This window comes from Methyloglobulus sp., from assembly GCF_964779595.1.
Map to the genome: position 1 here is coordinate 1 of NZ_CBAROL010000017.1, position 20532 is coordinate 20532.

Annotated in this window: 25 protein-coding genes and 1 pseudogene; 10 read left to right on the top strand and 16 right to left on the bottom strand. The window is 45.4% G+C overall.

From position 1 onward, the window contains the following. Window positions 1-148: 148 nt before the first annotated feature. From aqpZ to ffh, 6 genes and pseudogenes are all read right to left on the bottom strand, one after another. Window positions 149-661, bottom strand: a pseudogene (aqpZ, locus tag AC1YY3_RS07760) (aquaporin Z); the annotation flags it as partial. 202 nt (window positions 662-863) lie between these two features. Beyond that, window positions 864-1205 (bottom strand): 50S ribosomal protein L19, encoded by a 342-nt coding sequence (gene rplS / locus AC1YY3_RS07765; protein WP_481823849.1) that lies wholly within the window; start codon window positions 1203-1205, stop codon window positions 864-866. 14 nt (window positions 1206-1219) lie between these two features. Beyond that, on the bottom strand, window positions 1220-1963 hold the full coding sequence (gene trmD / locus AC1YY3_RS07770; protein WP_481823850.1) for a tRNA (guanosine(37)-N1)-methyltransferase TrmD: 744 nt from the start codon (window positions 1961-1963) through the stop codon (window positions 1220-1222). An 8-nt stretch (window positions 1964-1971) separates the two neighbouring features. Beyond that, window positions 1972-2478 (bottom strand): ribosome maturation factor RimM, encoded by a 507-nt coding sequence (rimM, locus tag AC1YY3_RS07775; protein WP_481823851.1) that lies wholly within the window; start codon window positions 2476-2478, stop codon window positions 1972-1974. A gap of 20 nt (window positions 2479-2498) precedes the next feature. After that, the gene (gene rpsP / locus AC1YY3_RS07780) at window positions 2499-2750 is read right to left on the bottom strand and encodes a 30S ribosomal protein S16 (protein ID WP_481823852.1); all 252 of its coding nucleotides are present in this window, start codon (window positions 2748-2750) and stop codon (window positions 2499-2501) included. A gap of 124 nt (window positions 2751-2874) precedes the next feature. Next, window positions 2875-4230, bottom strand: a complete 1356-nt coding sequence (gene ffh, locus AC1YY3_RS07785) for a signal recognition particle protein (RefSeq protein ID WP_481823853.1) — start codon at window positions 4228-4230, stop codon at window positions 2875-2877. Between the two features lie 145 nt (window positions 4231-4375). Between ffh and AC1YY3_RS07790 the strand changes: the two genes are divergently transcribed. Continuing rightward, entirely contained in the window at window positions 4376-5170 is a 795-nt protein-coding gene (locus AC1YY3_RS07790; RefSeq protein WP_481823854.1) for a cytochrome C assembly family protein, read from the top strand. An 88-nt stretch (window positions 5171-5258) separates the two neighbouring features. Here AC1YY3_RS07790 and AC1YY3_RS07795 read toward each other — a convergent pair whose 3' ends face one another. Further along, on the bottom strand, window positions 5259-5618 hold the full coding sequence (locus tag AC1YY3_RS07795; RefSeq protein ID WP_481823855.1) for a hypothetical protein: 360 nt from the start codon (window positions 5616-5618) through the stop codon (window positions 5259-5261). A 512-nt stretch (window positions 5619-6130) separates the two neighbouring features. Between AC1YY3_RS07795 and zwf the strand changes: the two genes are divergently transcribed. From zwf to AC1YY3_RS07810, 3 genes are all read left to right on the top strand, one after another. Next, on the top strand, window positions 6131-7600 hold the full coding sequence (zwf, locus tag AC1YY3_RS07800; RefSeq protein ID WP_481823856.1) for a glucose-6-phosphate dehydrogenase: 1470 nt from the start codon (window positions 6131-6133) through the stop codon (window positions 7598-7600). Between the two features lie 65 nt (window positions 7601-7665). Then, window positions 7666-7803: a hypothetical protein gene (locus AC1YY3_RS07805; RefSeq protein ID WP_481823857.1), complete on the top strand. Its 138-nt coding sequence runs from the start codon at window positions 7666-7668 to the stop codon at window positions 7801-7803. 251 nt (window positions 7804-8054) lie between these two features. Next, the gene (locus AC1YY3_RS07810; protein WP_481823858.1) at window positions 8055-8513 is read left to right on the top strand and encodes an EVE domain-containing protein; all 459 of its coding nucleotides are present in this window, start codon (window positions 8055-8057) and stop codon (window positions 8511-8513) included. 35 nt (window positions 8514-8548) lie between these two features. On the opposite strand, the gene AC1YY3_RS07815 is transcribed toward AC1YY3_RS07810, so the two are convergent. From AC1YY3_RS07815 to AC1YY3_RS07845, 7 genes are all read right to left on the bottom strand, one after another. Further along, entirely contained in the window at window positions 8549-9292 is a 744-nt protein-coding gene (locus AC1YY3_RS07815) for a TIGR02391 family protein (RefSeq protein WP_481823859.1), read from the bottom strand. 284 nt (window positions 9293-9576) lie between these two features. After that, window positions 9577-10962 carry a class II fumarate hydratase gene (locus AC1YY3_RS07820; protein ID WP_481823860.1) on the bottom strand — a complete coding sequence of 462 codons (1386 nt, stop codon included), beginning with the start codon at window positions 10960-10962 and terminating at the stop codon, window positions 9577-9579. Then, window positions 10955-11203 (bottom strand): glutaredoxin family protein, encoded by a 249-nt coding sequence (locus AC1YY3_RS07825; RefSeq protein ID WP_481823861.1) that lies wholly within the window; start codon window positions 11201-11203, stop codon window positions 10955-10957. The genes AC1YY3_RS07820 and AC1YY3_RS07825 overlap by 8 nt, the downstream gene beginning before the upstream one ends. Further along, window positions 11203-11469, bottom strand: coding sequence for a hypothetical protein (locus AC1YY3_RS07830; RefSeq protein WP_482194401.1), 267 nt, complete (start codon window positions 11467-11469; stop codon window positions 11203-11205). Before AC1YY3_RS07830 ends, AC1YY3_RS07825 begins: the two co-directional genes overlap by 1 nt. Window positions 11470-11508: 39 nt before the next feature. Continuing rightward, complete coding sequence (locus AC1YY3_RS07835) at window positions 11509-11934, bottom strand: RloB family protein (RefSeq protein ID WP_481823863.1); 426 nt, start codon at window positions 11932-11934, stop codon at window positions 11509-11511. Further along, window positions 11846-13093, bottom strand: coding sequence for an AAA family ATPase (locus AC1YY3_RS07840; RefSeq protein ID WP_481823864.1), 1248 nt, complete (start codon window positions 13091-13093; stop codon window positions 11846-11848). Before AC1YY3_RS07840 ends, AC1YY3_RS07835 begins: the two co-directional genes overlap by 89 nt. A 142-nt stretch (window positions 13094-13235) precedes the next feature. Continuing rightward, window positions 13236-13607 carry a cytochrome-c peroxidase gene (locus AC1YY3_RS07845; RefSeq protein WP_481823865.1) on the bottom strand — a complete coding sequence of 124 codons (372 nt, stop codon included), beginning with the start codon at window positions 13605-13607 and terminating at the stop codon, window positions 13236-13238. Window positions 13608-13679: 72 nt separating this feature from the next. On the opposite strand from AC1YY3_RS07845, the gene AC1YY3_RS07850 reads away from it, so the two are divergent. Continuing rightward, window positions 13680-13925 (top strand): hypothetical protein, encoded by a 246-nt coding sequence (locus tag AC1YY3_RS07850; RefSeq protein WP_481823866.1) that lies wholly within the window; start codon window positions 13680-13682, stop codon window positions 13923-13925. Between the two features lie 192 nt (window positions 13926-14117). Further along, window positions 14118-14774 carry a GMP/IMP nucleotidase gene (gene yrfG, locus AC1YY3_RS07855; protein ID WP_481823867.1) on the top strand — a complete coding sequence of 219 codons (657 nt, stop codon included), beginning with the start codon at window positions 14118-14120 and terminating at the stop codon, window positions 14772-14774. Here yrfG and AC1YY3_RS07860 read toward each other — a convergent pair. Beyond that, window positions 14737-16125 carry a DEAD/DEAH box helicase gene (locus AC1YY3_RS07860; protein WP_481823868.1) on the bottom strand — a complete coding sequence of 463 codons (1389 nt, stop codon included), beginning with the start codon at window positions 16123-16125 and terminating at the stop codon, window positions 14737-14739. The two genes, yrfG and AC1YY3_RS07860, sit on opposite strands and share 38 nt — an antisense overlap. Before the next feature lie 97 nt (window positions 16126-16222). Between AC1YY3_RS07860 and trxA the strand changes: the two genes are divergently transcribed. The 4 genes from trxA to AC1YY3_RS07880 all read left to right on the top strand — a co-directional run bounded on the left by trxA (window position 16223) and on the right by AC1YY3_RS07880 (window position 19485). Further along, a complete protein-coding gene (trxA, locus tag AC1YY3_RS07865; RefSeq protein ID WP_481823869.1) occupies window positions 16223-16549 on the top strand; it encodes a thioredoxin TrxA in 327 nt (108 codons plus the stop codon). Window positions 16550-16781: 232 nt separating this feature from the next. After that, window positions 16782-18038 carry a transcription termination factor Rho gene (gene rho, locus AC1YY3_RS07870; protein ID WP_481823870.1) on the top strand — a complete coding sequence of 419 codons (1257 nt, stop codon included), beginning with the start codon at window positions 16782-16784 and terminating at the stop codon, window positions 18036-18038. Between the two features lie 31 nt (window positions 18039-18069). Beyond that, window positions 18070-18897: an undecaprenyl-diphosphate phosphatase gene (locus tag AC1YY3_RS07875; protein ID WP_481823871.1), complete on the top strand. Its 828-nt coding sequence runs from the start codon at window positions 18070-18072 to the stop codon at window positions 18895-18897. A gap of 72 nt (window positions 18898-18969) precedes the next feature. Then, window positions 18970-19485 (top strand): hypothetical protein, encoded by a 516-nt coding sequence (locus AC1YY3_RS07880; RefSeq protein ID WP_481823872.1) that lies wholly within the window; start codon window positions 18970-18972, stop codon window positions 19483-19485. 5 nt (window positions 19486-19490) lie between these two features. Here the strand turns inward: AC1YY3_RS07880 and AC1YY3_RS07885 are convergent, their stop codons facing one another. Continuing rightward, window positions 19491-20531: an asparaginase gene (locus AC1YY3_RS07885; RefSeq protein ID WP_481823873.1), complete on the bottom strand. Its 1041-nt coding sequence runs from the start codon at window positions 20529-20531 to the stop codon at window positions 19491-19493. Window position 20532: the final 1 nt, after the last annotated feature.

The following is a 20532-nucleotide window of genomic DNA, read 5'->3' on the forward strand; positions in this document are numbered from 1 at the left end:
TGAGAGTCAAGTAGAGGCTGTCATGCAAAAACTTAATCACAGACCACGAAAAACGCTAAACTACAAAACACCCCATGCGGTATTTTTTGGCGTCGACAAACGACAAGCCGCATGAATACTAGAATTGCACTTCAGAGTTGAATTCGCCGATCAAGGTAAGTCCTAAGCCAATTGCAATCGGTGCAAAACCTTGGGGTGCGCGGGTATCAGTCGCTCCTAAGATAATGATGAGGAACATCATGGTCATGACGACTTCTGTTATCAACGCTGAGTTCAGGGAATAGCCGCCTGGCGAATGCTCGCCGTAACCATTGGAAGCAAACCCTGCGATAACGTCAAACCCTGCTTTGCCACTGGCGATAAGATACAGGACTCCACCCGCGACTATTGCGCCTACGACTTGTGCAACGATGTAAAACAACAACTTATTGGCGGGAAAACGGCCACCTGCCCATAACCCGATGGATACCGCCGGATTCAAATGACAACCGGAAATATGACCGATAGCGTATGCCATCGTCAATACAGTTAGCCCGAAAGCAAATGAAACACCCATCAAGCCGATGCCCACATCAGGAAACGCAGCCGCAAGCACCGCACTGCCGCACCCGCCTAAGACCAACCAAAACGTCCCGAAAAACTCTGCCACATACTGTTTCATAACTATTCCTCTGGTTTGTTAGTGTCATGGGTGCCGAAAATTATCGGCAACGGTAGAATCATACCATTCACTAGAACCGTGTTCAAATAAACGCATCTATAGCAAAAAACGGCTGCCCTAGCTGCTCTGATACGTTTCTTTCACGCATAAAAAAGGCAACTTAACGTTGCCTTTTTTAAGGAATCATCGTAAAAAAATGAGTTTACAATTTTTCTTTGATACGTGCTGCTCTACCGGTAAGATCACGCAAGTAATACAATTTAGCACGGCGGACATCACCACGACGTTTGACTTGGATTTCACTGATAATCGGGCTGTGGGTTTGAAATACCCGCTCTACACCAGTGCCGTGGGAAATTTTGCGTACCGTGAATGCCGAGTTCAGACCACGGTTACGCTTTGCGATGACGATACCTTCAAATGCCTGTATACGTTCGCGCTCACCTTCTTTTACCCTGACTTGTACAACCACGGTATCACCTGGGCCAAAATCAGGAATCTGTCTTAGCTGCTCTTTTTCTAGTTGCTCAATTATGTTACTCATTACCACACCTGTGTTTAATTCAATTCAACTTGATTTACAAATTCTTTCAGCAGCTTTTCCTGCTCTGCCGTTAATACTTTTTTTTCTAGCAAATCGGGACGTTTCTGCCACGTTCTGCCTACTGCTTGTTTTGTACGCCATCGATCAATATCTGCATGATTGCCGCTTAATAACACGTCCGGTACCGCAACACCCTCAACCTGTTCGGGACGGGTAAAGTGCGGGTAATCCAGCAAACCATCTACATGCGAATCTTGCTGGGCAGAATCTTCATCACCTAACGCACCCGGCAATAACCGTGTAATCGCATCAATAACCACCAGCGCAGCCAACTCGCCGCCGCTGATGACATAATCGCCGATTGACCACTCTTCATCGCAATCTAATTCGACAAAGCGTTCATCTACGCCTTCGTAACGACCTGCAACCAGTATTAGCTGCTGTAATCCACTGGCTTCAGTCAGCAATGCCTGGGTTATCGGCTTGCCTTGTGGGCTTAAATACACCACTTTGGCTGAATCTGAACCCGCCAGCCTTGCATCGTTTAGCGCATCGTGCAAAGGCTGGTATTTCATCACCATCCCAGGGCCGCCGCCGTAGGGGCGGTCGTCCACTGTTCGATGCTTGTCGTGCGTATAATCCCTGGGATTCCACGCCGAAAGTTCAACAATTCCTCGTTCTTGCGCCCTGCCTGTTATTCCATAACTTGCGGCAGAAACAACCATTTCTGGGAACAGGGTCAGTACATCAAAGCGCATGGCGATTGCTAAAAATCAGCATCCCAATCGACGATAATCTTACGTTCGACAACATCAATGGATATTACCGTCTGCCCTTTAATAAAGGGTAATGCTCGCTCCCGCTCTCCCTTGACTAGAAGAATGTCGTTGGCACCTGTTTCAAATAAGCTTTCTACTTTGCCGAGTTGAACCCCTTCCAGGTTTTCAACATCCAGACCTATCAAATCTGTCCAGTAATATTCCCCTTTTGCCAGGGCGGGTAACTGTTCATGGGTGATGTACACCTCCCAACCCATGAGAAAGAGGGCTTGATCTCTGTCGGTTACGCCTTCAATCTGGGCGACTACATTTTTACCCTGAAGCTGACCACTTATTACTTTAACCGAATTATCCTGACTACCTTTTTTAAGTAGCCAATGCTTATAGCTAAGGATATTTTCTCTGGGTTCTGTGTAAGAAAATACTTTTACCCAGCCTTTTACGCCAAAAACGCCGGAAATTTTTCCAACATTAATAAGATCTTGATTGGACAACCTGTTTTCAAAAAACTAGCTTAAGCAACTGCTTTTTGAGCATCTTTTATCAATTTTGCAACGCGATCAGACGGCTGTGCGCCTTTGGATTTCCAATAAACAACGCGTTCACTGTCCAAAGATAATTTGGTTTCGTTACCACGAGCTACCGGATTGAAAAACCCAATTCGCTCAATATAACGACCATCACGACCACTTCTGCTGTCGGTTACAACAACATGGTAAAAAGGGCGATTCTTCGCACCACCTCTGGAAAGACGAATAGTTACCATTTTTTATAAGTTCCTCAAAAATATTCAGCCAAAATCAATCCACCTATTCTACGCGAAATTATTAATAAGTGAAGAATAAATTATTTTTGCTGCACAAAAAATTCAGTTTTCTAGTTGAAAGGAGTTATCGCCGCATACCACGGACATTGTTTTTAATGCCGCGCACCATATTGGCAATATTGCCGCCTTTCATCTTTTTCATCATTTTCTGCATCATTATAAATTGCTTAAGTAGTAGGTTTACATTATGAAGCTCCTGCCCACAACCGTCTGCAATACGTTGTTTTCTACTGCCTTTTATCAATTCTGGAAAGCGTCGCTCCTGTTTGGTCATGGACTGGATTACCGCAACTTGCCGCGCCAACATTTTGTCATTGACTTGCTCTTTCATGGCTTTGGGGACACTGTTACTTCCGGGCAGCTTATCCAGCATAGCAGCCACGCCACCCATGCTTTGCATTTGCTGCAATTGCTCAAGGAAATCAGTAAAATCAAACGCTTTGCCTTTTTGGATTTTTTTGGCAAATTTCTCAGCCTTTTCTTTATCAATTTTTTGCTCCATCCCCTCAATCAGACTGAGCATATCGCCCATGCCTAATATGCGGGAAGCCAAGCGATCTGGATGGAACGGCTCCAAGGCATCGGTTTTTTCGCCCATACCAATAAACTTGATGGGCTTGCCGGTAATATGGCGAATCGACAGTGCCGCCCCGCCACGCGCATCACCATCGGCCTTGGTGAGAATAACGCCCGTCAATGGCAAGGCATCGTTGAAGGCTTTGGCAGTTATCGCCGCATCCTGCCCGGTCATGCTATCGACCACAAACAGGGTTTCAATCGGTTTGATGGCGGCATGTAACGCCTTGATTTCATCCATCATGTCAGCATCGACATGCAAACGACCTGCGGTATCGACGATGATAACATCGAGAAATTTCCGCTTGGCTGAGTCTATCGCTTGCAAGGCAATTTCGACCGGATTTTGAGAAATGTCGCTGTCAAAAAATTCCAGGGAAAGCCCATTTGCCAGTGTTTCTAGCTGTTTAATAGCCGCAGGACGATAAACGTCCACACTCACCACACCGACTTTTTTCTTTTGGGTTTCCTTTAGCCAGCGACCTAATTTGGCAACCGTGGTAGTTTTACCCGCACCTTGCAAACCCGCTAGCAAGATAACAGCAGGCGGGACGGCATTGAGATTGAGCTTCTCATTAGCGCTGCCCATCACCTTGACCAGTTCAGCTTGAACCAGCTTCACCATCGCTTGCCCTGGCGACAAACTAGTCTGTACTTCTTGACCTAATGCGCCAGCCTTGACCTGCTCAATAAAATCTGTGACCACAGGAAGGGCAACGTCGGCCTCCAACAAGGCCATGCGTACTTCGCGTAAAGTATCCTTGATGTTTTCTTCGGTTAGACGGCCTTGGCCTTTGATCTTTTTAAGGGTACTGGTTAATCGGTCGGTTAAATTATCAAACATGTCCTGATCTTTAGTTTTTTGGGGGAATCATTCCTGCCGCAAATGCGTTAGGACGCTAAATGCGGTATATTAACATAGCCGTCGTCACTATTGCATCCGACGGTTGACCCGAACAAGTAACGATTTTAAAAAACAGAAACACACCATGAATGCCACCTCACTTGCCGTTATCGCAATCTGCGCTTATCTAAGCAGTGCCGTGATGATATTAAAGCCACTGGCTCAAAGCAAATCAAGACGAGCTGCACTTGCCTGTGCGTGGGGGGCAATCGCTTTGCATGGTGCGTACACAGCCTTACTCGTCCACCAAAACGCGGACTTTGACTTTAGTTTTTTTAGTATGGCTTCACTGGTTTCAATGATCGTTGCCCTGCTTTTGTTGTTGGCAACACTCAGCAAACCGGTCGAAAACCTGGGGATATTTCTGTTCCCTCTGACTGCATTGATGTTAGCCCTAGACTTGTGTTTTCCAGAAAAACAACGCTCTCTCGACATTCATAACTGGCAAATGAACACCCACATCTTGGCTGCCATTATTGCCTTCAGCCTGCTGAATATTGCCGCTTTGCAAGCCATTCTGCTTGCCATTCAAAACCAACAACTTAAAAGCCACCCACCCAAGCGTTATATACAATCCATGCCCTCTTTGCAAAGCATGGAATCGCTACTCTTTCAGATGATTGGTGCAGGTATATTCTTTTTAAGCATCACGCTGGTCAGCGGCTTTGCTTCTGAGCAAGAAATGTTTGCGAAACAATTTGCCCATAAAACTTTTTTTTCTATTCTGGCCTGGTTTATATTTTCAGGCTTGCTGGTTGGTCGAAGCCGTTATGGCTGGCGGGGAAGAACGGCCATCAAATGGACGTTATGGGGATTTATATTTTTACTATTGGCTTATTTTGGCACCAAGCTGGTTGTCGAGCTTATTCTGCATCGGTAGCTAAAAAATCCAATAAGCTGCAATCAAACGTCCTTGTTTATGAGTGGGCTAACGATTATTCAGTAACAGGCAACCAATATCAAGCCCATCAAGAACCGCCGTCCCAATCTGACGCAGCAGGTTTCATCAATACTTTCGCTTCTTCCACAAACTCGATACCTGCGTCAAAATCACCTCCCTTGATGGCTTTTTTAGCGGCTCTCAACTTAGGTCTAAGACGGTCTATTGCCATTGAATTATCCCTTCTTTGCGCTTCTGAAAGTTTTAACGCCGTATCTACTACATCAACAAAACCTTGATTATTGCGGTTTTTTGCTAATTCAAGCATATCATCGCAAAGTGATAGCAGTATTGTGAAATCTTCACCTACCGGATTACCCGCAGCTTGAGCATTGCCCAGGAGAAAAAAAGCCAGTAAATAATTCACGCATACTTTATTAAAATTCATTTTTACACCTTACCCATTTATATTTGGTTGTTGGACAAAAAACTTCCGCGCCCCATTAAATTAACGCTTATCTGTGTTGATTTAAAGCCAGTGTTTTCGGTCTATTTAGTTTCGTATCAATACTGTAATCAACGCAATAGCACCCTGTCAACTTGTTTCAACTAGAAAACCCTATAGTCACGCCATGAACTGTCATCCCTATAATACCTCGAAAAGATAACGACCTTATCTTCTCCTACTTATGTATTCATTCGACTAAGCAGATTTGCCATCCACTTTATTGGTTCGACCTTTATGATGTTTGAAGCCTTCGTGCTGAGCTTATCGAAGCACACAAGCCTTTCGACAGACTCACAGCGAACGGTAGTTAAACCTTCACAAGGCCGAATCTATAACGCACTACAATCAGTGCTACATGCACCAAACTTTGAGATAATGGCTACAGGAGTCAATTCAACGTAACAATACCATTTGTATCAATATTAACCCTTGATTATTCGACCTGTATCCAAATGAAGGACAAGAAAACTTACCAACCTTGCGATTTAGTCATATTCGGCGCATTAGGCGACCTATCTCGCCGCAAACTACTTATTTCCTTATATCGCCTTGAAAAGGCAAACCTAATTGAGCCTGATACCCGCATTATCGGGATTGACCGACATGTCGGAGTTAATGCGGATTTTATCGAAATCACCCGCAAAAGCCTGCAAGAATTTTCAAATGACGTTATTGAAGATGCGGTGTGGGCGCGGTTTTCGGCACGGTTATCTTACGTAAAAATTGATTTGACTCAGCTGGATGAATATCAAATCCTGAATACGGTTACGGACAGTAAAACCCGTGTGCTGGTGAATTACTTCGCGGTTTCGCCATTTTTGTTCAAAAATATCTGCCAGGGGCTCGCCATAAGCGGCGTGTTAACCAAAGAATCGCGCATGGTAATGGAAAAGCCCATCGGTCACGACCTGGAATCTTCCATCGAAATCAATGATGTCGTCGCCAGCGTATTCAGCGAAGATCAAGTCTTCCGCATCGACCATTACCTGGGTAAAGAAACCGTGTTGAATTTGCTGGCCTTGCGTTTTGCCAATTCGATTTTTACGACAAATTGGAATCACAACACCATCGACCACATCCAAATCACGGTGGCCGAAGAAGTCGGCATTGAAGGGCGTTGGGATTATTTCGACAAGACTGGGCAATTACGCGATATGGTGCAGAATCACCTGTTGCAAATTTTGACCTTTATTGCAATGGAACCACCAGCCGATCTCGAAGCTCATAGCATCCGCAATGAAAAGATCAAAGCTCTCAAAGCCTTACGTCCAATTACCAGCAATAATGTGGACGAAAAAACGGTACGTGGGCAATATACCAGCGGCTACATCAAAGGCGTGTCCGTCCCCGGCTATCTCGAGGAAGACGGTGCAAATACCAAAAGCAAAACCGAAACCTTCGTCGCTATCCGCGTGGACATCGACAATTGGCGTTGGGCAGGTGTACCGTTTTATCTGCGTACCGGCAAGGGGCTGATGGGCAAGCGCACGGAGATTGTCGTGTATTTTAAGCAGTTGCCGCACAATATTTTCAAGGACAGCTTTAGAGAATTGCCGCCCAATAAGCTTATTATCCACCTGCAACCCAATGAAGGCGTGGAAATTGAGATGCTGAACAAGATTCCCGGCATTGACGAGCATATAAAACTGCAAAAAACCCGCCTGGATTTGAGCTTTTCCGATACCTTCAAAAAGAACCGCATTTTCGGCGGCTACGAAAAACTAGTGCTGGAAGCCATGCGCGGTAACCCGACGCTATTTTTAAGCCGCGAAGAAATCGAGCAAGCCTGGACGTGGATCGATTCCATCCAAGATGCCTGGAAGCACTACAACGAATCCCCCAAAGCCTACCCCGCCGGAACGTGGGGACCGATAGCATCGGTTGCTTTGTTGGCTAGGGATGGTAGGGCTTGGGAAGAGTAAGTTGATTAATGGGCAAGCAAAGCGAAATCCAACATTTGGCTAATTCAATCGTGCAAGAGGTAACTATGAATATTGCAGAACATAAATTAAACCTAATCCGGCAAATTGACCAATTGCCGGAAGAATCCTTGCTTGAATTGGAAGAAATCATTACGAAATTACGCACTCATAACAAAACAGTTTCAACCCGTAAGTCGGATTAAAAAATGCTAGCGTAAGGCGAATTCCACACAATATAGCTGTTATTAGCCTTATCTAGCCAAGCGTCTACTCGAGAGGGGCAAGATTATGGGGTACGCGATCCGCAAAAAACCAGCTTGTAGAACAATTTTACCGATTAGGGATGATAAACTGGTAGCTCAGTGCAGTTAAGAAGCTGGCTGCATCAAGGTAAGTTTCGATACCGCACATACCGCTAACAGTTATAAGAAGTACATAAAGTAGGCAGATTCCCATGAATTATTGGTTAATGAAATCTGAGCCGGACGCATTCGGCATTGATGACCTTAAAAGCAGACCGAACCAAACTGAGCATTGGGATGGTGTACGTAATTATCAGGCGCGGAATATGATGCGGGATGAGATGAAGCTGGGCGACCAGGTGTTTTTTTACCATTCCAACTGTGAAACGCCAGGTATAGTTGGGATTATGGAAGTCGTTAAAGAAGGTTATCCTGATTTTCTGGCGTTTGATCCAGACGATGTTCACTTTGATCCCAAAAGTGATCCTGTTAAACCTACTTGGATGATGGTGGATGTTAAATACGTGAGGACTTTATCTCGCACCATTTCCTTGCATGAACTTAAGCAAAAACAAGAGCTTGCCGATTTAGCACTGGTAAGACGTGGCAACCGTTTGTCCATCATGCCCGTCAATAAAGAACAGTGGGATTTTATTCTGTCGTTGGAATAATGCATTAACCGTTTACAAAGTTATTTCGCCTAACGCTAAACAATTGCAGTCTCTGGCTCGTCCTTGCGGCGTGCGTCAACAATCTTAAGTAAGTGGCTGGCAAGGACAATCATCTCGCAGGCTTCTTCTGCGCCCAATTGAACCTTTCTGTGGCTATGTGGATTCTTGTAAGAACCCAAAGCTCCCGCCATCAAGTGTGAAAGAGCAGCACGTTCTGTGGCAGGTTTTGATTGATCTGTCAGTGAGCCGGTTGTCTCATGAAACGCTTTACGAACAAGTTCAACGCCATATTCCTGAATGTTGAACCCTCCGGCATCTCGAATGGCAACTTCAAGCTCCTTGAACGCTTGAAAGACCGCCGTATCGTAATCTCCCTGCATAAAAGTTAACCAGCATTCCTTGGCTATTACCGGATGCAATATAGACCGTGGCAGAATGACTGAGTTGATGTAAGCCGCCAGATCTTCACGATTCTTGATCTTTTTGCCACGCCGAGTGACGAAATGCCAGCCATTTGTATTCCCTCCTGGCGTAGGAGCCAGCAAGCCCTCACTGACTAGCCAGTTCCAACCCTCAGCCATCGCAAAGCGAATTTGCTCCCTGTCGGCCTGTGCATAAGGCCCGATAGTCCCAGAATCGGAAAAACTGGTTGGATGAAGACGCGACTGATTATTGGGTTCAGACGTGTTGATAAGTTCAAGTGCTAAACCAGCCAATTCCTCCGGCTCAAGCGCAAGAATAGAATTGGCATCTGGGAGTAGGTCATAAAGTGTTGCCATAGGTGTTACTCATCATATTAACGAAAATAGCCCCAAGATTAGGAAGAAATATTGCTTTGGGAACGATTATTAATTTTATAGAAAAGCATAGACTGAATTACAAAAATGTAAATAAATCAATTTAATCCTGAGCTATCTTAATCAACTACATCATATTCTCAAGCGAACAAGTAGCCACAATTAAGTTTGGGAGATTGGGTTGATAGCGTGTTAGTGTTGGCGTTGGTGTTGGTGCTGGTGCTTCACCCACAAGCTACTTTGTAGCTTGATAAGTCCACATTATTTCAATGCCCAATGCCACCTTGCGTCAAATGCCCAGGCTCTAACAATTTTTCCAGTTCAGCTCTGTCAATTTCAGTCATCTCGGCAGCGACATCAATAATCGGTCGGCCTTGTTTGTAGGCGGCCTTGGCGATTTCTGCGGCTTTTGCGTAACCAATGATGGGGTTTAGTGCCGTCACTAGAATAGGGTTTTTTGCGAGCGCAATCTGTAGATTATCTTCCCTGATGGTGAAGCCAGCAATGGCTTTGTCGGCAAGCAGTTTACTGACGTTGGCGATAAGTTCAATGCTTTGCAGGATGTTATAGGCAATGACAGGTAACATCACGTTCAACTGAAAACTGCCCGATTGCCCAGCAATGGTGATGGTGGTGTCGTTGCCGATGACTTGTGCGGCGACCATCGCCACGGCTTCGGGGATAACCGGATTGACTTTGCCGGGCATGATGCTGCTGCCGGGCTGCAAGGCGGGCAGTTCGATTTCGCCTAGTCCCGCCAACGGGCCACTGTTCATCCAACGCAAGTCGTTGGCAATTTTTGTCAAACTGACTGCAATCACTTTCAATTGCGACGATAATTCAACAATTGCATCTTGGCAACTTAGGCTTTCAAATAAGGAAGCGTTAGGTTGAAAAGGCAGTTTGGTTTCTTCTGACAATAATTTGGCAAACTGCTCGGCAAATTGGGGATGGGCATTTATGCCTGTGCCAACCGCCGTGCCTCCTTGGGCGAGTTTATAAACCCTAGGCAGGGTTGATTGAATTCGGTCGATACCATTTCGGATTTGCAAAACCCAAGCGCCCAGTTCCTGGCTAAAGCGTATGGGCATAGCATCCATCAGGTGAGTGCGTCCGGTTTTGGTGACTTGATCTAGCGAACTCGCTTTTGTTTCTATCGTTCCGGCAAGATGTGTTAAGGCTGGCAATAAGACATTGTTGCACTCCAAAGCGGCGCTGACATGGATGGCGGTGGGGATGACATCATTACTGCTTTGCCCCATATTGACGTGATCGTTAGCGCTGACGGCTGTTCCGGATATTCGGGATGCCAATGTTGCAATCACCTCATTGACGTTCATATTGGTGCTGGTGCCGGAGCCAGTCTGGAACACATCAATCGGAAACTGGTCTTGATGCTGCCCGTCCCGAATGCTTTGCGCCGCGTTGATGATAGCATCTGCAACAGCCTTATCCATTTCGCCCAACTCTACGTTTACTTTAGCCGCCGTTTGTTTGATTAACGCCACGGTCTTGATGAAAGCAGGCGGCATTGCCAAACCGCTAACTGGGAAATTATCAATAGCGCGTTGGGTTTGTGCGGCATATAAGGCATCGGATGGGACTTGCAACTCGCCCATGCTGTCTTTTTCGGTTCGGTATTGTTCAGTCATAATTTTGATTAATAAAGGTTTCTACGTCGTCTTTGGTAAACGGCCAGTTAAGGGATTTGTTGGTTGGTGTGTGTAACAAGACCGGAATAAGCGTGGCATAGTCCGCTTGCCATTGGATTTGCTCCGCTATGTCGATAAGCTCAACGGTAATATCCACTTCGGCGACAAGACATTCATGTATCAATTCCTCCGCCAGTTCGCACAAATGACAACCAGATGTCCCCAGTAATAGGTATTTCATCAAGCAACATTATCCACAATTTGCGGCGTTGATAGCTTTTCAAAGAAATCGATTAACTCATGTAGCTTGGTGCTGGGGTTCATTGCTTCGCTCGTAATCGCATCGGAGAGAATTCTTGGAGCAACACTACGTGCTTTTGTAAATTGATCCCCTAGAAGCAATCCAAAAACATTCTTATCTTCGCCCTTATCGTAGCTTTCAAAGCCAGGATGTACGCACAAATCTTTGATAACCAAATCCGCCGCAGAGTGATTACCCGCCGCCATATAAGGTCTGCGATTGTAACCAACGAAATGGATTAACAACTAGAATTCAAAGCAGGGATAAGAGGCAATGATTTCGACTTTTTTTGAGGTGTTGGCTAAATTTAATGCCTCATCGAAATTTTGGTGATCGTCCCTATCTATTGCACAAAAAATGTTATCGAATTTTCCTTGACGGCTAATTGCTTCCTTAACGATATTCAACGGGTCTGTTTTTCCGCAATGAGTAATTTCTACTAAGGCATTGATCCGAAAATGTAACCGAGCGTCCTCTAGATAATGTTTTCCCGATTTACTATCCTCACAAATGACCAATACTGTCGGTTGCGGTTTAAATCGCGGATTTGATCGATTGTAAGAAGCGGGAGTACGCGCCATGTCAGGCCTTACGTATGAATGGAAGTCCACGATAACGGCCTTCGTAATAGCGCTTTTCCAGATCTTCGCTCTCACGTCCCTCAAAATCATGGATTGAGCGTAACTGTGTCGCACCGTTAGTATCGCGTTCAGTGAGCCAGAACTGATCTCGGCGTAACAGCTTGGTATCCATCAAATGAGTATCGTGAGTGGTAAAAATAAGCTGGGCGGGAGAATCAGATTTAAGGTGTTTTGCTACCAAAGAGGCAACAATTTCAGGATGCAGACTACTATCCAATTCGTCCATTACTAGGGCAGTGCTTTGAGTTACAAGCCTGGTTCTGGCGTGTAAGTTCCAAGGCAGCCAAAACCCAATTAAATTTTTGGTTCCATCGGATTCTTCTTGAATATCGAATTCTGCTTCTCCTAGTTCAGTTCGATGAGTCAGTACTGCCGTACTATTGGATTTTGGTCTTATTGATTGCAGTAAAGTTGACGAGTTCGGTTCTATTTGATCGAATCGAATATTGGTAATAGGAACATCTACCTCTTGCAAAAAGGAAGAAAGCTCTTTGGCAAAAGATACATCCGTTTCCGCTTGTTCTTGGCTAATATCTGCAAGAGCCAGCATACTAATTCTGCCAAAAAAAACCATCAAACCAGCCCGCAACCATGCCAATGGTTCTCTTAATTGTTTCAAATCCTCGCTACTATTAGCCACGGCCTGCACAATAAACAATACTTGTGGACTGGTAGATTTTCTCCATAGCTCATGCAAATCTTTTCCACCTTCTAACTGCTGTCCGAAGGTATATTTATCACCAGAAGATAAGTGACTACGTTCATACAATAATGTTTCTTTGCCTTTTGGAAATGCAACCAGACGCTCTTCTACAATTCGTTCTTGAGTTAAAGCTAATTCAAAATGGTAACGCTGTTCAGCATAGATAAAATGTAGCTCAATACGGCTGGGTTGATCGATTAACTGTGGATCAAAACGAAATGGGTAAACAGGGAGCGGCTTATGTTGTGCGCTGGGTTGACGAGCAATAATTTCTCTAACAATATCAAAAGCTTTAATTAAATTGCTCTTGCCCGACGCATTTGGACCATAAATAGCTGCAACTTTGAGTAAGTCGGGCAATTTTTCGCCCTTGACTTCAGGTTTAAAAACATTGTCACCTTTCTTTAATCTAGGTGCGGCGACCATCGAAAAAGTTTGCTTTTCACGAAAAGAACGGAAGTTGCTGACAGCGAACTCGATTAACATGCAGAAATCTCGCAGTTATTTAATTAATATTAGCAATTAATATAGCTTTTTTTTGTATTAATTGCAGATTAAATACATTAGTTCAGATTTGGTACACTTATTTTATATCACCTACAGGTGTGGCAAACGCATCAGACACCAACTATTCCACATTATCTCCAGTCAATGCTTCTAAAAATGTCGTGAGGTCTTCGGTTTCGATGCCGGAAAGATGCAAGGGCTTGATTAACGGATCGAGGTTTTCATTGGCAATACCACCGCGATTATAGAACTCCACGACTTCCCTCAAGCTGGCAATGCTGCCGTTGTGCATGTAGGGTGCGGTCAGTTGCACGTTTCGCAAGGATGGTGTTTTATAACGCCAGCGGTCTTGCGGGTTTTGGGTGATTTCGTAACGGCCTAGGTCGTTGGCTTTGGGTTCGGCAACTGAAGCTATTATTTCAGGCGCAACATCTACATAAACACCTGGAGAAACTTGTACTCGCTGCAACGGGTTAGCTGTTTTGTCGGCCATCGCATCCGCATAGCCGATGCCCGTGTTATGCAGGTTGTTGTCGGTAAATAAGGCGTATTCCTTGGTAACCGTATGGCATTGGCTGCATTGTGCGAACGCGGGACGGGGTTTGTAACCCCGTCACATACGTTTGGCTTGTGCTGCCATCGCCTAAACCACGCGAAAACCCTAAGAACGGGGTACCATGCCCCGTCCGGCTTATTAGGCGAAACTGCCCATATTGATCCGTCTTACAAAAATCGGGTAACTAAAGCCCAAGAACAACTTAAAGCTGCCAGAACTATAACGCAAAATAAAGGCCATAAGATGCGTTTATAGGATGCTGCCGAACGAAGGGAGGCGCACGAACGCGGGACGGGGTTTGTAACCCCGTCACATATGTTTGATTTGTGTTGTCATCCTGAACCATGCGGAACAATCGGCTGGTGGCAATCGTGGTTTTTTTAAGGATAATGGGTTTTTCAGGCATTGTGTTATTTTGTCAGTTTATTCGCTAAATGTAACGCGCTCATGGTTAATTGGAAAGAAATTGATACGGTATTCCTGGATATGGACGGCACTTTGCTGGATTTGCGCTTCGACAACCATTTCTGGAAGGAATTTGTGCCACTTAAGTTTGCGGAAAAAGAAGGCTTGTCGGTTGAACATGCCAAAGCGCAGTTGATACCGCGTTTCAAAAGCAAAGAAGGGACGTTGGATTGGTACTGCCTAGATTATTGGAGCGATACCTTGCAACTCGATATTGCTGGATTAAAAGTCGAGCTTGCCGAATTGATAGCGATACTGCCGCATGTCAGCGAGTTTTTGGAGAAGATTAAACAGTCTTCGCAGCGGGTTTTGCTGGTGACTAATGCTCACCGCGATAGCCTGGACTTAAAAATGGAGAAAACAGGTTTGCAGCCGTTTTTTGACGGACTGGTTAGCTCACATGATTTCGGTTTACCCAAAGAACATGCCGATTTTTGGCATCGTCTGCAACACCAACATCCTTTTGAAAAACAAACCACACTTTTGATTGACGACAGCTTTTCGGTGTTGAATTCAGCACGTCAGTATGGCATCGCCCATTTGGTTTCTATTAGCAAACCTGATTCAGGGTTGCCAAAAAGGGAAATAGTAGATTTTTCGGCTATTGAGGATTTTCGGGAGCTAATGCAGGGGCTTTAGGTTTACGGTTTTGGCTATGAGGAGGTCGTTTGGGACGTTGGGCTGAATTGAATTCTCTGGGTCTTCGTTCTGGCTTAATGACTTCCGCAAGCAATTCCTTATCTATGGCTTTGACGGGGATTTTTTGCCCAATAAATTCCTCAATATCCGGCATGGAGTAAGCATAATCCTCGCAGATAAAGCTGATGGCCTCACCGCTTGCACCAAACCGCGCCGTCCTACCTATTCTGTGGACATAATCTTCCACGTCTTGCGGCAGGTCGTAATTGAAGACGTGGCTTACATCGGGAATATGCAAACCTCGTGCAGCAACGTCGGTGGCAATCAATAACGATATTTCATTCTGCTGAAAACTCAATAACAATTTCTGGCGTTTTTCCTGCGGCACATCACCGCTTAAGGCGGCGGTTTTATAACCATTGGCGTTGAGGGTGGCATCCAGTTCTTCCGCACAACGCTTGGTGTTGACGAAGATGATGCTGCGTTGCGGTTGCTCATGTTTCAAAATACCGAGCAGCAGCGGTAGTTTTTGGTCGTTTGCGGGGCAATAGGCACTTTGTTTGATGGCTTTGGACGTGACTTCTTCGGTCTCAATTTTCACCAAGACCGGATTGTTCATGTGTTCGTAAGCCAACTCAGTCACCTTATAAGACAAGGTCGCCGAAAACAGCATGTTCAGGCGTTGTTCCGGCGGCGGCATACGGCGCAGCAAAAAGCGGATGTCCTTGATGAAGCCGAGGTCAAACATGCGGTCAGCCTCATCCAACACCATGACCTTGACGTGATCGAGCGTGAACGCATTTTGGCGGTAAAAATCGATAATGCGTCCCGGCGTGCCGATAATAATATCGACATTGGTCTTTATTTTGGTCAGTTGCTTTTGGTAATCCGTGCCGCCGTAGATCAAGGCGAATGACAAGTTTAGGCGTTTGCTCAATTGCAACGCATCCTTATGGATTTGTATCGCCAACTCCCGGGTCGGCGCGAGGATGATCGCCCTGGGGTACTGGATGACTTTGTTTTTGACGGGCTTGGCGATGACCTTTTCTGCCAGAGCAAGTTCTACGGCATCATCAGTATTATAAACATCGTAATCGTCGTCTTCCTCTTCTTCATCCAGATCAGCTTCATCGTTGATAAGGTGTTGAAAAGCCGCCAACAAAAAGGCTGCCGTCTTGCCGGTTCCAGTCTGCGCTTGCCCCGCCACGTCTACACCCCGTAGTGCCAACGGTAGAGTCTTGTCCTGTATGGGTGTGCAGTGATGGAATCCGGCATCTTTTAAGCCTTTCAGGATCGCATCCGACAACTCAAGATTGCTGAAACGGGTTTCGGTTAAATGGTCAGTATTCATGGTCTATAGCATACCGTAAAATCCAGCTTTGCCGAAAATTGATTGACTACTCAGTTTTCCCCTCCTATAGTAAAGTTTTTAACGTTGGAGAAACAATGTGAGCGACTTGGTCCTTCATGTCAATGATAGTGATTTTAATGAAACTGTACTGAAAGCAAGCGGTCCTGTACTGGTTGATTATTGGGCGGAATGGTGCGGTCCTTGCAAGATGATTGCCCCGATTTTGGATGAAATAGCCAAAGATTATGGCGACAAACTCACAGTAGCCAAGCTAAATATTGATGATAATCCAGCAACTCCGCAGCATTATGGTGTTCGGGGCATACCGACACTGATGCTGTTTGTAGATGGCGAAGTGGAAGGTACTAAGGTGGGGGCTTTGACCAAATCGCAGCTTGCCGCCTTTCTCGACAATTATTTGTAAGTGACAAAACTGCGAACCGCTTATTAATCAGCGATTTCGTAAGTATAAAGCTCCGTCACAAAAGTTGGACGGAGCAAAATACTTACGTTATACTTAACACAACGAAAGCTGAGTGCTTACGTAGTCAAAACGAACCGTCCGATAACCACATCCCTGTTCAAAACCCGTTTTACGGCTTATTTCGAGTCAAGCAAGCGCGTAAGCGAATTCTTTATGTACCTTTTCCTGCCTTATGAATCTTACCGAGTTAAAGCTAAAACAAGTTAGTGAAGTTATTGAAATAGCCGAATCTCTCGGTCTCGAAAATGTTGCCCGATCTCGCAAACAAGACCTGATCTTTGCCATCCTCAAAAAGCAGGCAAAAGCAGGCGACGATATCTCTGGTGACGGTGTTCTGGAGATTTTACAAGATGGCTTCGGATTTTTACGCACGCCGGGCTGCTCCTACTTAGCCGGTCCTGACGATATTTACGTTTCACCCAGCCAAATCAGGCGATTCTCGCTTAAAACCGGCGACACAATCACCGGCAAGATCAGACCACCGAAAGATAACGAACGTTACTTTGCAATGCTCAAAGTCGATCAAATCAACTTCGAGCCACCTGAAAATACCAAAAACAAAATCAATTTCTCCAACCTCACGCCCTTATTTGCCAAGCAGCGGTTTATGCTGGAACGCGGTAACGGCACGAGTGAAGATTTGACCGGACGCATCATCGACCTCATCGCACCCATCGGGAAAGGCCAGCGTGGCTTGATTGTATCGCCGCCCAAAGCCGGTAAAACCATGATCCTGCAAAGCCTGGCACAGGCGATTGCGGAACAAAATCCTGAATGCTACCTCATCGTGTTATTGATCGACGAACGTCCTGAAGAAGTCACCGAAATGGAACGTTGCGTACGTGGCGAGGTCATTTCCAGCACCTTTGATGAGCCAGCAACAAGGCACGTACAAGTGGCAGAAATGGTTATCGAAAAAGCCCGCCGCTTGGTCGAACATAAACACGACGTGGTTATTTTGTTAGACTCCATCACCCGTCTTGCCAGGGCATATAACACGGTCGTCCCTTCGTCCGGTAAAATCCTGACCGGCGGTGTCGATGCTAACGCCCTTGAAAAACCTAAACGTTTCTTTGGTGCGGCGCGTAATATCGAAGAAGGTGGTAGCTTGACCATCATCGCCACTGCACTGGTCGATACCGGTTCCAAAATGGACGAGGTTATCTATGAGGAATTCAAAGGCACCGGCAATATGGAGCTGCATTTAGATCGCAAGATCGCCGAAAAACGGATTTACCCTGCCATCAACATCAACCGCTCTGGCACCCGCAGGGAAGAATACCTGATTGATCCCGAAACCTTGCAAAAAACCTGGATTTTACGCAAAATTCTCCACCCGATGGACGACACCGCCGCTTCCGAGTTTCTGATCGGCAAACTCAAAGACTTTAAGACCAACGCGGAATTTTTTGAATCGATGAAGCGGTAAGTAATCGTTTTCAATCAAAATCCCAACATCCATGCCCGACATTTACTTACTTTTCCCTGCCATTATTCTCGGCATTGTAGAGGGTTTGACCGAGTTCCTGCCTGTGTCCTCTACAGGTCATCTCATCTTGGCTGGACAATTGCTGGGGTTTAACGACGACAAAGGCAAGGTCTTTGAAATCGTTATCCAGTTTGCTGCAATCCTGGCGGTTGTTTGGGAATACCGCGTTCGACTCATTCACACCTTGCTCAGTATCACCAAAGAACGCGCCTCGCAACGCTTGGCAACAAACCTCATCATAGCGTTCTTGCCTTCTGCTATCTTAGGCTTTTTGTTCTTGAAGCAAATCAAAGCGTATTTGTTCAACCCAACCGTGGTGGCTTCAGCTTTTATTATCGGCGGCTTGTTGATTTTATGGGCTGAACGCCGTCAGCACACCATAGACGCTGAAACCATCGACGACATGACTTGGCAAGATGCCTTGAAAGTCGGTTTTGCACAGGCTTTGGCGATGATACCTGGCACGTCCCGTTCCGGTGCAACCATTATTGGTGGACTTTTCTTTGGCTTATCTCGGCTTGCAGCAGCAGAGTTTTCATTTTTTCTCGCCATCCCCACTATGTTTGCAGCCACGCTTTATGATGTGTACAAACACCGCGATTTGTTCAACATCAATGACATCAGCCTGTTTGCTGTAGGTAGCACCGTATCCTTCATCAGTGCTTTTCTGGCGGTACGTGGTCTGATCCGATTTATCAGCCGACACGACTTCACGGTATTTGCATGGTATCGTATTGCCTTTGGTATACTGGTACTTGGTTCAGCGCATTTTGGTTGGGTAGATTGGAGCAATCACTAACACCCAAAAACAATCAATACCCAGTTTAAATGTTCATCTACTGCAATCCATTATGAACTTTGAAATCCTCGCATGAATTACTCAGTTACAAGAATCCTCCTCAATTTTTTTGGAATTCTGCTGGTCGTTGGTTGCAGTTACAACCCGTTCACATCGTCTTCGATATTTCCCGACCAAACAACTGCGCCTTATTCAAGTAAGGAAATTCCGGTAACTGTTGGTCGTTACGACGAACCGTACATAACGTTAGGCCTAATCGAATACACCTTGAAAAAACATACCTCTTTCTTTTTAAACCAAATTGACTTACGTAACCAAACCATCAGTTTTTTAAAGCAAGAAGCATTGGCTAGATACGGCAACAAAGTCGATGCAATCATTGATTTGGAGGTTCGAGAAAGCACAGAAGAGGGCTACGACGGCGTACTAAATGTTACGCATATTCAAGGAATTGCAATAGCTTTCAAACCTGAGACAAAAGCGATTGCCAAGCATAAAACAAGGCACAAATCAAAATCGTCAAAAAACACATCGCGCAAACACAAACAGGAAGAAATAGAAATTACACCATCGGAAATACTGAAATAGCTTGGCTAAAGGTGTTCACAAGCAATATCCCTGTTGATAAGCTTACTTACTTGCTGCTTGTCAGAAAAATTGCCATAAGCCAACATTAACTTGACGTAAGCGGCTTCAATCGAGGTATTCCAAATCATTTCTGCGCCGTGTTCGATGAGTTCACGGGTACTTTGGTAGGCGTTTTCTGACTTAATGGCAGGGGCTAAATAGACGGTAATCCCTAGATCGCCGCAGCGTTTAGCGAATTCAAGCAGGGAATGGTTTTTGCCCCATTGTTCGGTGGTGCAGGCAGTGCCGGAGTGATATAAATCGTGCAGAACGGCATCCACAGCATCTAGCTTAATATTGCTGTAATCCAGACCTGGGTAGGGTTTTATCATCAGAATATGGCTGGAGAACTGGGGTTTTAGCGAAATTCTATCAATAGCAGCATCTTGTTTGGCTGGTTTTCTGGATTCGGCAGGTAACTCATTAGCGGAGGTAAAATGCTGTCCATCAAACTGCATAAAACTGTTGCCCTGAACGCTGTAAAAATCCCCGCTTAACTGTAAAGAACAGGCAAGGCGTGAGCCTAAATGCACTTGCATAGCTTGCCCGGCATTGCGATAAGGCACAAAAACACCCGTTTTTATGCGCTGCTTAATAAACTCCACGGCACAAATAAAGTTAGCCAAACCATTGCATTTAGGGTTATCCAAAGGGTAATCGCTAGAAACCAGCAAAATGGGAACACGGCTAGTATTAAAATAAAAACTCATCGCCGCCGCCGTATAAGCCAGAGTATCCGTACCGTGAGTGATAATAATGCCGTCGTACTTATCCGGCTGGGCGGATTCGATGGCTGTAATAATCGTCTCCCAAGTGGTAGGGGCGATATTTTCACTTAAAATCTGTATCGGTTGCAAGGTGTCGAAATGGATGTCTTTATGGTTTTGATTGTGCTGTTCAAACAGTTGCAGTAATTTGAATGGGGCATTACTAGCAGTATCAATCGTGCTGTCCGTCGCAGTAGAACCAATCGTGCCGCCAGTAAACACAAGCAGAATCTGTTTCATA

Bases quoted from the DNA above. Each gene is read 5' to 3' on its own strand.
- rplS (WP_481823849.1), bottom strand. From the start codon at position 1,205: ATGAGTAACATAATTGAGCAACTAGAAAAAGAGCAGCTAAGACAGATT.
- trmD (WP_481823850.1), bottom strand. From the start codon at position 1,963: ATGCGCTTTGATGTACTGACCCTGTTCCCAGAAATGGTTGTTTCTGCC.
- rpsP (WP_481823852.1), bottom strand. From the start codon at position 2,750: ATGGTAACTATTCGTCTTTCCAGAGGTGGTGCGAAGAATCGCCCTTTT.
- ffh (WP_481823853.1), bottom strand. From the start codon at position 4,230: ATGTTTGATAATTTAACCGACCGATTAACCAGTACCCTTAAAAAGATC.
- AC1YY3_RS07790 (WP_481823854.1), top strand. From the start codon at position 4,376: ATGAATGCCACCTCACTTGCCGTTATCGCAATCTGCGCTTATCTAAGC.
- AC1YY3_RS07795 (WP_481823855.1), bottom strand. From the start codon at position 5,618: ATGAATTTTAATAAAGTATGCGTGAATTATTTACTGGCTTTTTTTCTC.
- zwf (WP_481823856.1), top strand. From the start codon at position 6,131: ATGAAGGACAAGAAAACTTACCAACCTTGCGATTTAGTCATATTCGGC.
- AC1YY3_RS07805 (WP_481823857.1), top strand. From the start codon at position 7,666: ATGAATATTGCAGAACATAAATTAAACCTAATCCGGCAAATTGACCAA.
- AC1YY3_RS07810 (WP_481823858.1), top strand. From the start codon at position 8,055: ATGAATTATTGGTTAATGAAATCTGAGCCGGACGCATTCGGCATTGAT.
- AC1YY3_RS07815 (WP_481823859.1), bottom strand. From the start codon at position 9,292: ATGGCAACACTTTATGACCTACTCCCAGATGCCAATTCTATTCTTGCG.
- AC1YY3_RS07820 (WP_481823860.1), bottom strand. From the start codon at position 10,962: ATGACTGAACAATACCGAACCGAAAAAGACAGCATGGGCGAGTTGCAA.
- AC1YY3_RS07825 (WP_481823861.1), bottom strand. From the start codon at position 11,203: ATGAAATACCTATTACTGGGGACATCTGGTTGTCATTTGTGCGAACTG.
- AC1YY3_RS07830 (WP_482194401.1), bottom strand. From the start codon at position 11,469: ATGGCGGCGGGTAATCACTCTGCGGCGGATTTGGTTATCAAAGATTTG.
- AC1YY3_RS07835 (WP_481823863.1), bottom strand. From the start codon at position 11,934: ATGATTTTGAGGGACGTGAGAGCGAAGATCTGGAAAAGCGCTATTACG.
- AC1YY3_RS07840 (WP_481823864.1), bottom strand. From the start codon at position 13,093: ATGTTAATCGAGTTCGCTGTCAGCAACTTCCGTTCTTTTCGTGAAAAG.
- AC1YY3_RS07845 (WP_481823865.1), bottom strand. From the start codon at position 13,607: ATGGCCGACAAAACAGCTAACCCGTTGCAGCGAGTACAAGTTTCTCCA.
- AC1YY3_RS07850 (WP_481823866.1), top strand. From the start codon at position 13,680: ATGGCATTGGCTGCATTGTGCGAACGCGGGACGGGGTTTGTAACCCCG.
- yrfG (WP_481823867.1), top strand. From the start codon at position 14,118: ATGGTTAATTGGAAAGAAATTGATACGGTATTCCTGGATATGGACGGC.
- AC1YY3_RS07860 (WP_481823868.1), bottom strand. From the start codon at position 16,125: ATGAATACTGACCATTTAACCGAAACCCGTTTCAGCAATCTTGAGTTG.
- rho (WP_481823870.1), top strand. From the start codon at position 16,782: ATGAATCTTACCGAGTTAAAGCTAAAACAAGTTAGTGAAGTTATTGAA.
- AC1YY3_RS07875 (WP_481823871.1), top strand. From the start codon at position 18,070: ATGCCCGACATTTACTTACTTTTCCCTGCCATTATTCTCGGCATTGTA.
- AC1YY3_RS07880 (WP_481823872.1), top strand. From the start codon at position 18,970: ATGAATTACTCAGTTACAAGAATCCTCCTCAATTTTTTTGGAATTCTG.
- AC1YY3_RS07885 (WP_481823873.1), bottom strand. From the start codon at position 20,531: ATGAAACAGATTCTGCTTGTGTTTACTGGCGGCACGATTGGTTCTACT.